The sequence below is a fragment of the Xenorhabdus kozodoii genome (assembly GCF_002632875.1).
GTDB lineage: Bacteria > Pseudomonadota > Gammaproteobacteria > Enterobacterales > Enterobacteriaceae > Xenorhabdus > Xenorhabdus kozodoii.
In genome coordinates this window covers 208,184-220,549 of sequence record NZ_NJCX01000001.1, presented here as the reverse complement: position 1 = coordinate 220,549, position 12,366 = coordinate 208,184, and the positions used below count along the sequence as shown (strand labels likewise).

General features: G+C 44.9%; 9 protein-coding genes. 3 read left to right on the top strand and 6 right to left on the bottom strand.

Going from position 1 to position 12,366, the window contains the following annotated elements; translation table 11 throughout:
- Positions 1–257 precede the first annotated feature (257 nt).
- The 3 genes from Xkoz_RS00950 to Xkoz_RS00940 all read left to right on the top strand — a co-directional run bounded on the left by Xkoz_RS00950 (position 258) and on the right by Xkoz_RS00940 (position 3,254).
- Positions 258–1,784, top strand: coding sequence for a hypothetical protein (locus Xkoz_RS00950; RefSeq protein WP_099140332.1), 1,527 nt, complete (start codon positions 258–260; stop codon positions 1,782–1,784).
- Between the two features lie 85 nt (positions 1,785–1,869).
- Complete coding sequence (locus Xkoz_RS00945; RefSeq protein ID WP_099140331.1) at positions 1,870–2,841, top strand: Ig-like domain-containing protein; 972 nt, start codon at positions 1,870–1,872, stop codon at positions 2,839–2,841.
- Positions 2,842–2,855: 14 nt separating this feature from the next.
- Positions 2,856–3,254 carry a hypothetical protein gene (locus tag Xkoz_RS00940; protein WP_099140330.1) on the top strand — a complete coding sequence of 133 codons (399 nt, stop codon included), beginning with the start codon at positions 2,856–2,858 and terminating at the stop codon, positions 3,252–3,254.
- Between the two features lie 119 nt (positions 3,255–3,373).
- Here the strand turns inward: Xkoz_RS00940 and Xkoz_RS00935 are convergent, their stop codons facing one another.
- From Xkoz_RS00935 to holB, 6 genes are all read right to left on the bottom strand, one after another.
- Positions 3,374–8,356 carry an autotransporter outer membrane beta-barrel domain-containing protein gene (locus Xkoz_RS00935; RefSeq protein ID WP_099140329.1) on the bottom strand — a complete coding sequence of 1,661 codons (4,983 nt, stop codon included), beginning with the start codon at positions 8,354–8,356 and terminating at the stop codon, positions 3,374–3,376.
- A gap of 297 nt (positions 8,357–8,653) precedes the next feature.
- Positions 8,654–9,532, bottom strand: coding sequence for a phosphotransferase (locus Xkoz_RS00930; protein ID WP_244183358.1), 879 nt, complete (start codon positions 9,530–9,532; stop codon positions 8,654–8,656).
- Positions 9,516–10,085 carry a penicillin-binding protein activator LpoB gene (gene lpoB / locus Xkoz_RS00925; protein ID WP_099140327.1) on the bottom strand — a complete coding sequence of 190 codons (570 nt, stop codon included), beginning with the start codon at positions 10,083–10,085 and terminating at the stop codon, positions 9,516–9,518. Before lpoB ends, Xkoz_RS00930 begins: the two co-directional genes overlap by 17 nt.
- A 66-nt stretch (positions 10,086–10,151) precedes the next feature.
- The gene (hinT, locus tag Xkoz_RS00920) at positions 10,152–10,502 is read right to left on the bottom strand and encodes a purine nucleoside phosphoramidase (protein ID WP_099140326.1); all 351 of its coding nucleotides are present in this window, start codon (positions 10,500–10,502) and stop codon (positions 10,152–10,154) included.
- A gap of 53 nt (positions 10,503–10,555) precedes the next feature.
- Positions 10,556–11,341, bottom strand: a complete 786-nt coding sequence (locus Xkoz_RS00915) for a metal-dependent hydrolase (RefSeq protein WP_099140325.1) — start codon at positions 11,339–11,341, stop codon at positions 10,556–10,558.
- A gap of 22 nt (positions 11,342–11,363) precedes the next feature.
- Entirely contained in the window at positions 11,364–12,353 is a 990-nt protein-coding gene (holB, locus tag Xkoz_RS00910) for a DNA polymerase III subunit delta' (protein WP_099140324.1), read from the bottom strand.
- Positions 12,354–12,366: the final 13 nt, after the last annotated feature.

The following is a 12,366-nucleotide window of genomic DNA, read 5'->3' as shown; positions in this document are numbered from 1 at the left end:
TTACAAGTTGGTTAAGTGTAAAGCAATATATTAATTCTTTTTTATATATACCTATTGACACCTGTTTATTTGGGTATAAGTTTGGTTTGCAAATCTCAGTAAAATTACACCTTTAATTTCAGTGTAATACAGTCCTAGATATAAATTTGTCTCTTCTGTCACTTTCAAGACAGAACCAAAACCTGCTGTAGACCACATTCACAACATGTGGTTTGTGCAGTAAAGAATAAGTTTTATATTTTAAAGAGGTTAATATCATGGCTGGACAACTTACGACAGTTCCGACAAGTGGCAAAAATATTATCAAAGGCCAACCGTTCAGTGTGGTTGTAACTGTAAGCGGTGAACAAAATTATACCAATGCCGAGATCAATATCACTAAATCATCGGGGGTGAAACTCATCAAGGCGTTCCCTGGTACAGTTTTTAAGAATATATTTTCCCAGCAATTTATACTCCAAGCCGGTGAAAATAATAGCGATTACAACATCTCGTTTGCCGCGAATACGGCAAGTCAACCCAAACTGGATGTCAGCTATAAAGCGGCCGACAATCCAGACCTGAAACCAGAGACTTGCGCACTGAGAGGGGCATCGTTTTACCTGTATGACCCAAATCCCGTTGATTTTACTGGCCCTCCCCCGACTAAAACCAACCCATTCGTTTCAGCGTCAATCAATCCGATGTTAGAAAAGGGTGGTCCAATTTCAAACTATGATATTCCGCTTCGTACAACAGCCCGCCTACGAATATTCACAGAGGACAGTGTTGAAATTACACCTTATCATATTGATATGGATAATAATTTTTATTACTACCTGATTCAGAAAACATCAAGCGCGGCGGTGAATCTAAAAATATATGCCACTCAGGGTATCTCTAAGTTCGTTGAACTTGATACGATATTCAGTGATGAGAAATACAATCAAAGACAAATCATATTTATTACGGCTGTTCCAACTAATGTATCTGACAACCTTGAACCACCAGGCATTGAAGAAACATTTTTGTCTTCTACTTTAACAAGGCCAAATGAGGCGGATGATTTTCATTTCATGGTTCCGAGCTACCAAGGCGCTAAAACCGGTGATTTTGTCATCGGGTTTGTGACGGACGATAAAAAAGACGTTTTAAAGAAAGAACTCTTCGTTGGACGGCTAACCGTTGAAGAAAGCGGATATTATAAATTTAAAGTCCCTTACAGCGACCTGTATCCGGGTGATAATCATATCAGCTATGTTGCGCTTAACCAAACAGGTATACCGGAAAGCTCCAAACTTGATTACATAAATTATGATAACGGTGGTATTAACGGTCCAAGCCCCAATGACGGGCACCGTACTTTGGTTGCTCCAAGGGTGTATGACCAGTACGGTTACTATATTGGCATATATGACCCAATTAATAACAACAGCATCGGTACAAAAGGGCTTGAGGTTCGATTGCCATCCGATCCGAATAATCCGGATCACACGATCGCCGTAGGTGATATGATCACGATTACCGCTTATATCTCACACTATGTCGATATCTACCCAGAAGAAGCACGGCCTTTACCGATTGTGATGGTTAAAAATCACCCTGTACAATCGACAGAAATAACAAATGACTATTATAAAGCTACCATCACGCCCGATAAACTAATGGGGTATGACTCCGCAGAGGGTTATGATGTAGCAATACTCACGATAGATTACAGTCGTCTTGCCCAGAACCAGAAATCGAAACTTTTCACCCGAAGTTTTGGTACAGTCGCACCAGGGGAAGGCGGTTCGGTAGAGTAGCACCCTAACCAGAATATGTGACTGCTAATCGTTACTGCTTCTTGGCAGTCACCTCTAAAGGTCATTGATTGTGAAAGGTGATAGCATGTCTACAAAAAACACAATATTGAATGCCATTCTTGTTCCACCGTCTTTACCACAAAGTTACAATGGAATTATTGATGAATCAGAACTAGACCAAGACGAACTAGTAGTCATAGTAAAAAGAAATGAAAAAATTCGTATTGAGTATAAAATTATTGTTCATCTGACTTCGTATCTATCATCAATACCGTTTTTCATCACAAATGAAAATATCAATGATCCAACGTATCAAATAACCATCCCTTTTTCTGTACTCCCTCTCGGTAGCTATGATATTTTCTATACCATCACCGATTTAATAGGGAATATAACTAAATCTGAAAGTACCCACGTCACAATTAAAAAGACAAATTCCCCACAGCCTGCGGTCATTGCCTATTTAAAAAGCGATGTTTTGACAAATGGCATTCCGTCCAATGGTTACACCCCAAATTCTGTCCTCATCACTGCCTTAGATGAAAAAAAGGAGGCAGTATCCGGTGCCCCAATACGTCTTGCTTCCAATAGCAGCCATGTTCATGTTACGCCGTCTACTTGTGTCACAAACCAGAATGGGCAGGCCGTTTTTTATGCAACCTCAGCGGCTGCCGGTATTTTTTCAATACAAATAGAATCAGGGGATATAAATGATAAGGCAGAACTCTATTTTTCTCCGATTAATGAAGCGAACGTCATAATAACTGGCAGTGAAAAAATTGGTGAAGAATATGAAACAATTACAGTCCAGGTTTACGATAAAAAAACATCAGAGCCAATTAAAAACGCGATTGTCTATTATAAAATAGACCAAGCCATAAACATAATCAGTGTACTAGAAATTGCTTTAAATCCCGATACGATACGAACAATGATTACAGATGAAATCGGACAATTCCAAATAAACCTGAAAGGAAAAGTGGGAGGGAGTTGTATTATCAGGGTGACTGCCAATCATTATGTAGGGATCTTAAAATATAGTATTGGACAATATTAAAGAGGTAATTATAAATGGCAACGAAAACACTTTATTTTACAGGCATAGAGAATAATTGGCATGTTTCATATTACTTTATGACACAAGCTGGTTATGATTATACTGTGACATTATCAGATAAAGACACCGGATATATTTACTATACTTGGAGCAAACCATACGATCCATCTGGCGCACCTCATAGCACAGCCAATATAATTCTCTATACAGGATCATCGGGAAATCTTATATGTACTGTTGATTGCCCCCAAAGTACCAGGCTTGAGTTTGACATGGGCAACAGTGATATAACTGCAAATGGGGGGAAAATAACGCTAGGAAAAACCTATACCGCGGCTTTTGAAGATTATGGTGGCTCGATTGATTTCAATGATTTATTTGTCTCTATAGCAGGGTGGAAATTTTACGAATAAGTTCAAAAGATAATTTAACAATTAGAAATTAGAAATTAGAAATTAGAAACAGGGTCTCACCGTGGGGCATCGCATCCCCACGGTTTTCAGTTAATTCCAGTGACAGGCACTTTACTCAATCACCATGTCATCCTTAGACCAATTTTTGCGCCCAGCTCGTAGCTGTCGGCAAAATTATTCAGGCTGGTGTTAACAGAAGTCTGGCCAAAGACAGTATATTTGCCATCCCTCCAACGATAGGAACCACCCGCCCCCAACTCACTCCAGGTCAGATCGCTGCCCCTGCTAAAGGTCACATCGGCCACGTGAGTAACATCATTATGCCCTGGAAGTGCCTGATGAATGTTGAACAGGCCGTAGAGATGTGTCGCTTTCTCATCCTTGTTCAGGGCATCACGCCACTTTTGGTTATAGTCTATCGTCGCACCCACGCGCAACTTAATGTTTTCACTTTGGTCAAAGTGAATTTTGGTTCCAAACGTATCCTGGAAATCGTTCATTTTAACGGAGGAGAAAATGAGTTGTGCCTGCGGGATCAGGGACCATTTTGGATTCAAATCAAGCCGTCGTCCTGTTTCCAGGCTCAATGCATATCCGAGGGCGGACTTACCCGTTCCCAAACGCTGGCCTGCGGTCTTTGAATCCAGATCATTGTCAAAGTAGGTAAACTGAGTTAATCCATCCACATAAAATCCATTATTACCGTACCACGTACTTGTGGCGCCTAGCGTATAACCCTTCGCACGGATTTTACCTTCACCATGCACAGAGCCTACATCTGCATTAATATTCGCATATTGCAGGAAAACACCGCCAACCACTGAGCCTTGGTCATTTTCATAAAATCGGCCATCGACGCCGACTTGAGCACGGGCCATATTATAGGTGATATTACCAGCCCCAGATGTGCTGACACGTGGCGATAACTTGCCATAAGAGGCGCCCATCCGCCCCCAGGCACCCGTGGGCAACTGGCTTGTGTTATCGTCTGCGCGACCCTCGCCAACGGCGGTTTTGAAACCATCGCCCCGTAGCCTACTGTCCTCACGCCCGCTGACCCGACCATGCAAAGAATCAGGCATATTCAGCGTCTGTAAAACCCGTCCATAAGCTTCGTAAATGCTAACGCCTGCATGATAGAGCCGCGTCGGATCTGGATTGGGTTCAGGATTGGGATTCGGATTTGGATTGGGTTCTGGACTCGTCAATGAAGAGCGCAGATACCAATTTCCATCCTGATTATCAATACCATTCTTATAAAGACGATAAGCATAGGCACCGGCTACAACGGCCGGCTCTCCCTTATAGTTATAGTCACCCACCAAATTGAACGTTCCATCCGATGCGCCTTTCACATCAACAACCTTGATGCCTTCATTCGTCGGTGCGCCAGCGCCACCGACATTTTTGATCACGAGATGCGTTGTGCCGGATGTGCCGCCATTCACCACGAGCCTGTCAGTCTTTGAATTATCGCCTCCCAGCACGGTCGATAAACTCACCGTACCGTTATTGCCGCTATAGTGGCCCGCGATCGCCAGTGTATGCCCGACGGCTTTGCCATCTCCGCCAAACAAGACGGTTCCACGGTTATTCAAGGTGGAAATTGTGGTATCAAATCCCCCCATATCCAGCGTACCATTCTGGCCGATTGTATAGGACGAAGCTGCACTGAAAGCGCCCTTCACACCTTGGCGAAGTACGCCCTTCTGGACTTCGGTCAGGCCTGTATAGGGGTTCGCGCCGGTCAGGATGGTCGTACCACTACCCGCCTGTACCAATTGCCCTTGCCCTTTCAGGGAGCCGGAAAATGCCATTTGATCGGCACGGTTGAAAACCAGTTTCGTACCGGTTCCACTCTCGATCAATCCGGCAAGGGTTCCGCTGTCATGCCCGTCACCGACCTGTAAGGCGCCATGACGAATTGCCGTGCCGCCAGAATGGGTATTCGTGCCCGTGAGGACTAACGTGCCTTCACCGTTTTGAACCAGCTTTCCCTCGCCAGTTATATTGTGGCCAAACGTTACCTTATCTGAACGGTCAAAGATCAGCGTACCTTCATGGCCGGTAACGACATCACCGGAAATACGGCCTTTAGTGCCACCATTTCCTATTTGAAGAATCCCCCGCGTCACTTTCGTGCCACCGGTGTAACCATTCTCACCGGTCAAAACCAACGTACCGTAATCCGTTGTCTCAAGTGTCGCCGACCCCGTAAGGGCTGACTCAATCGTGGCCACCTTATCAGCCGTTGACTGATTACCCATTCCAACACGAATTTTGGCACTGCCCGTTCCGTCATTTTCTAACGTCAGAGAGTCGCCGGTGATTTTGTAGCCATCGGTGCTAAACTGCATGCCATTGACAGCGACATTGCCGCCGCTATTATCGACCTGCACAGTGCCTGCGGTTCCTGAGAAAATGGCAAACTGGTCACTATTTTTCCAACTGGCATTGGACGTTCCGGTTTTTGTCGTCCAGTTATCGTTTCCGCCAACCCGCCAAATACCATCACCACCATCAACCTTATTATTGCTGTGTTTGCTGGTGTCACCCCCATCCCAATAGTTCAGGGCCATGCCGCCAGTATTGATGAGGTGGATTGCTTTATCTTTGTTCGTACTAAGCGAGAGTGAACCCGGTTTTCCACCCGCGAATGTCATTCCTTTATTTGTTAAGGTGCCAGCATAGTGGAATATATCGTATTCACCGGCTGAGAAGCCCCCCAGATCCTTGACATTAAGCGTTCCTGCCAGTGTCAAATCACCATGAACATCAAATAATGTCGGTGCGGACGCACTCTCCGCCCCAAGAGAAATATCCACATTTGCGCCGTTGCTAAGAACAAGATCATTGTTAAATGTCAAAGTATTACCTTGTTTGCCCGCAAGGTGACCTCCGCTTTCAATCGTTGTTTTGCCTCCAATGATGCGGGTGCCATTAACGGAACCCCCATTTTTAACATTGAAGGTCGAGGTTGTTGTACCTAGCTGGCCGTCAACGACAAGCGTACCGCCCTCAACACTCGTTGAACCTGTAAAGGCAGATGAATCCGAACTTAGCGTTGTGACACCCGCGCCAATTTTCTGGATATGGCCACTGCCAGAAATAATACCGTCAAAACGGCTGGTTCCATTCAAATTCAGCGTCAAGGTGCCGTTGTTTAAGATGTGGTTCTTCTTGGCAAGGTTTCCGGCTGTGCTGCCATTACCGAGTTGCAGTGTTGCGCCATTGCCAATCGTGGTTTGGCCTGAGTAGGAGCTGTTACCGGTTACAATCGCCTTGCCACCAGTGACTTCCAGTGCGCCCGTCCCGCTGATTTCACCATCAAGTGTCACCACACTGCCACCTGCACCGGCAACAATAACGGTTCCCTTGTTGTCAATGCCGGCGAGTGAGAGTGTGCCAATTTTGGTGCCATCGCCAAATTGCAGCTTGCCTGATGTCACTGCGATCGGCTTAGCCGTGGTCACATTGCCGGTCAGGGTCACATCTGTACCTTGCTGGCTAAGGGAACCGACGCCTTCAATATCAGCGGCAAAAAGGAGGGGATCTGTTCGGTCGAAGGCAAGCACACCGCTTTGCCCAATTGTCACCTTGGACGTATTATCAATGCTTCCCGTTGCCCCTTTATCACCCAGTTGTAAAGTGCCGGATTCAATATTGGTTTCACCGGTATAGGTATTTATGCCCGTCAAAATAGTGTTACCACTACCTATTTGGTGAACAGAACCGGCGCCACTTATAACGTGGCTATGAGTCACCTTATCGTTACGGTTAAAATACAGGTTTCCCGCATTATCAATATCATTGGAGACGCTTCCCGCTTTATTTCCGTTACCCAGACGTAACGCACTTCCCGATAATATTTTCACCGTTCCAACATTCATGTCATCAGTAAATGTAAGATCCAGATTATTGGGGGAGGTGCCGTTGTCCCCGATAGTGACAATTGATTTTTGGGTTCCGCTGACATTACCGTTCAGGCTTGCCTTGGGGCCAGACAGGTAAAGACGGGTATCGCCTAGCTCCACTTTGCCGTCAATCGCGCCTGTATTATAAATACCGTTGGTAATCGTTCCCTGGTTATTGATAGAAAATTGCCCACCCCGTATCACGCCTCCCTCCAGATTTGTGATAGTGTCGACGACGCTTTTATCGTCGATATAAATGCCATTTTGTTTGCCATATAGAGAGGATGCGTTGGTAATTTGTTGAATTTTAGACGGTTTTGCGGGAAGGCTAGCCCCGATGGGAATACCTTCCCCAGAGACCTGGATGGCATTCTGGTCAACCGTGATCCCTTGACTCCCGGAGTGATTATTTAAGTTTTCAAGGTATCCCCCACCTTGGATCTGAACGCCATGGCGAAGCCCAGTCACTGCCCCATTATTATTGAAAGTGCCGACATGACTTCCGGAGTCGATATCAAACGTCGCAGCAATATTGTTCTTATTGTTCTGTGACAGCACTCCATCATTATCAAGCGTATTAAGACTTGAGGCGATAACCGCTATCCCCTCGATCGATCCTTCTTTCCGATTTCGGATGGTATCTATCCGCCCATATTGTCCATTATCATTTGAGTTACTCGCCGGCTGGATCTGTATTGAATTTACTGAACCAGGAGCATCTATGGATTTAATTGAACCATAATTATCCAACGTGGTTATCTCGCCAGAAACCCAAATGGTTCCGCCCACTCCACTTATCGTTCCGCGATTAAGCAGTTGTCCAACAGAACCCGTGTAAGTGACTGTGACTCCAGCACTTCCCTGCAAATCTCCTTTATTCTCAATATCACTAACGGAGATTACGGGCACCTGATTATTGTTACTGCCAACATTGACCGCACTGTAATTCAGGCCATAGGGATCCGAACTGTTTGGTAGCCCTTTAGGGACACTAATCGATGCATTTTGATTGACAATCAGATTTTCACCCTCTGCCAAATTACAGGGTTCTGTTTCGTCATCGGAAATCGTGGTGGTTGTATTCGAAGCGCCGCATGATGAGGCTGCTACTGCATTAACACTTAATCCAGGAAAAAACAGAGCCGCCCTAATAACCATCGATAATACGGAGCGTCTATATATTTTCATGTATAAGATCCCTAAATAACCTGATTCTCGTTTAAGAAGAAAGCTAAAGGACTGAGATTCGATCGAAGTTTTTATCAACGAAAACAAAATAGTAAAGATCCTCAGACTAAAATAACTTTAGAAGGGCTTCTCTGTTACGTCGATTATCCCAGCCCAAAATTTACATTTCATTGCATAGCTTCCATTTGGAGAACGAAAAATACCTTGTGGGCAACTTACTTTAGAATAAAAAAGGGGGGAGGATAGTTTTGCATAATAAACTTTTTAAGGGAGCAGGCGCCAATCCCCTTTATATCATTACGACAAATGAAAAGCCTGACGCAAAGGGTGCGCCAGAGATAAAAATTGTTGTTGTCCAGTTTGCTGCCAACGCACTTCATACCACATCAGCATCATATAACTGACCCACGGCGCCCATCGCTTAATTTGTTGCTGCAATAATTGGATATCTGAATATCCTGATGCCTGGTTACAGTAGTAATCCAAAAAAGTTTTTTGTTCTATTTCACCCCATTGATTTCCCTTGAACAGTACCGCCAGTGAAAAGCCGATATCAACGTCCGCAGCATACTCCCAGTCAATCAATTTTAATCCTGTCTCAGTGATTAATAGGTTATCAGGGTGAACATCCATATGCGCTGGAGCGATCTTTAACGCAGTCGGTAATCGGGTTGCCATAAAAAGCTTTTGCAACCGTAACCAACGAGGAGACAAGCGTTTTCTGTCAATCTGCGGCCACTGGAAGGCAATTTGTTTTTTTAATTGAAGGGGATAGCCTAGTGGAGAATGATGATGAAGCATAGCGAGTGTTTGAGCCAGCCCTTGCAGCAACGCCGGCTGGCTCAATGTATCCGATTTTACTTTTGTTCCAGCGATCCACTCAAGCAATAGCCAGGATTTGTGCATAGCCACCACCTGAGGCGCAATATCCGTGGAAGATAACCGACGCAATATCTGGTTTTCTCGTTGTCGATCCACGCCGAGCGTTCCGCTATACAGCGTTGGTGCGCGCCCAACCATCTGACGCACATCATTTGCAATATGCTTGTTGGAAATAGAATAACTTCCCTGAGTCAAACCCGTTAATGGCCTAATCTCCCAGGTGTGTGCGGGAATATCAGGCCATAACTGACACAATATCCTGAGCAACGCATTGCCGTTAGTTGATGTCACCACGGCCTGACCACAATATCTCGCCAGTTTTAACCAGCATTAACTGCATCTCCAGATCACGCTGACCATGATTATTGGAGACGACAGAATAGAGAACATAATCGGCATTTAAATAACGTGCCAATCCAATGGACTTACTGCGTAATGCCAGACTATCTTCCGCTGATAACCCCAATGCCTCCCTGGCCAGATGGATCTGGGATTTCGGTACAACCTGAAAAACCTGTCGGCTGCTGATTGCATTCGTGATCACATCTGTGGCTTGCAGGGTCCGCAATGATCCATTCGTGTTATTTTTGACAGAATCTACCAGCAGCAGTTTTCCCGCTTCCACGCTATTCGCATTCACCATCTGATCAACTAATGGCTGAACAATACTATCCCAATGGATAGATTGCATTTTAGGCGGTTGTGGGACTTTTTCTGATGGCCCTGCCGGTGGCTCCGGTTTTTTCTCTGGCTCCGTCGGTGTAACAGGAGCAGGCGGTTGTGTTTCTGGAGCGACACAACTCGCCAGCAATATTGCTGATAACATAACAAAGAGAATTCTTTTCATTAATCTACTCCAGTTACATCACTATCTTGTACCGATACTTATAAATTAGGTTATTCGGCCAATTTATTAATTTGCCAATAGCGGTCCCAATGGGCATCCACCCACTAAGTGCATGTGGATGTGGAAAACGACCTGCCCTGAATGGTGATTACAGTTCATGATCAAACGGTAGCCATCTTCTGCAATGCCTTCCTCTTTCGCTATTTTCGCGGCTACGGTAAACAGGCGCCCTAAGGCGAGTTCATGATCAGCGGTAACATCATTAACCGTTGGGATCAATACATTAGGTACGATCAACACATGAGTTGGTGCCTGAGGGGAAATATCGCGGAATGCGGTGACCAAATCGTCCTGATAGACAATATCAGAAGGAATTTCGCGGCGAATGATTTTACTGAAAATCGTTTCTTCTGCCATTTTACTTCTCCTATCGGTTATGAGAGCTAAAAACACAGTGTGACATGACTGACTTAGTTTTCTTTAATATCGATATGAAACAGTTCACAAAAATTTCTTGTCGTCACCGCCGCCAATTCATCAATACTGACACCTTTCAATACAGCCATATATTCAGCAACATCACGCACATAAGCAGGCTGATTCTGTTTGCCACGATAAGGAACCGGTGCCAAATAAGGTGAGTCAGTTTCGACCAGGATGCGATCCAGTGGTACAAATCTTGCGGCTTCACGGATCTGTTCGGCATTACGAAAAGTGACAATGCCAGAAAAAGAGATATAAAAACCCAAATCTAATAACTCTCTGGCTGTTTCTTTATCTTCTGTGAAACAGTGCAACACGCCACCACAATCCTGGACTGTTTCTTCGCGCAAAACCATCAATGTATCATCCCTTGCATCACGCGTGTGTACAATTACCGGCTTATTGAGTTCACGGCCTATGCGAATATGTTCACGAAAAGAGTTTCTCTGGAGTTCAGCATTCTCTTTCTGATAATAATAATCCAGGCCCGTCTCCCCCATTGCGACAACATCTTCATCCGCAGCCAGTCGGGCAAGCTCTGCGAAATCGTAACCTTCATCTAAATTCAATGGATGGATGCCACAGGAGTAGGCTACGTTTTCTCGTTTACCAATCAAGTCTTTCATTTGCTGGAAACCAGGCAACGTTGTCGCCACTGCCAACATATATTTCACATCTCGCTCTGCGGCTTTCGCCACAACATCATCTACACTTTTGTGCAGCGTTTCATAATCAAGGCAATCGAGATGACAATGCGAATCAACTAAAAACATAATATGCTCGTATCTAACTAAGTTACTGTGCGGGGCAAAACTGCCTTTCCCAATTGAGTAATTGTTCCGTTAGCAACAATTCTCGATTAATACCCACCACAGATAATAATTGGTGACGACAGTGTACCCAATCATCAACGGTATTTAATAATGTTTCTACACTTTGGGTAGAAGCAAGATAGTGAATCAAAGCCTGCTGATCTTGGTTAACGCAGTAATTCTGCGCCCGCTGTCGCCATTTCACTGCATCGGATAATAAGCTGATCAACCAATGCAAAGATTGCTGGACGTCATCACGGTTCAGTAAGGGTAAAAGTGACAGGGTATCATATTGATGCAATGCCTGTTCAATTGCCTGACAAAGCGAATTTCTCTGCTGCCATTTTTCAGTCTGGAGCAGTTGCTCTGCTGCCAATGGCGCGCCTTGAGACAGTTTTAGTGCTGTTTGGGCATCCACAGGCGATATCGCTGGAAGCTGTTTTTGTAGCCAATAAAGCCCTATGGAGGATTCAGGTACTGGAATAAAGTAGTAAAAACAGCGGCTGCGTAGTGTTGCCAGCAAATTTACCGGATTTTGGCACTGCAACAAAAAGTACGTGTTTTGCGGCGGTTCTTCCAACGTTTTCAACAAGGCATTAGAGGCGGCATCAGTCAGGGACTCTGCGGATGTAATCCAGGCAATTTTAGCCCCTCCTTGCTGAGAATATTCATAGAGCTTCTCGCTGAGCTGACGTACTGCATCTACCCCAATGGTATTTTTTCCCTTTTCAGGTGCAAGAACATGCCAGTCAGAATGAGTTTCCGCCAACATTAAATGGCAACCGTGGCATTGGCCACAGCTTTTAATACCCTGTTTATTTTGGCACATTAACCAGCGACTCAAACCATACAATAGTGCATCAGCCCCCATTCCTGCATAAGCATGAAGCAAAATGGCGTGATGCCCACGCCCCTGTTGATGAAGTTCAACTAGCTGACGGTATGCATGGTTAAGCCACGGATACCAATTCATGCCTGAGTTTCCT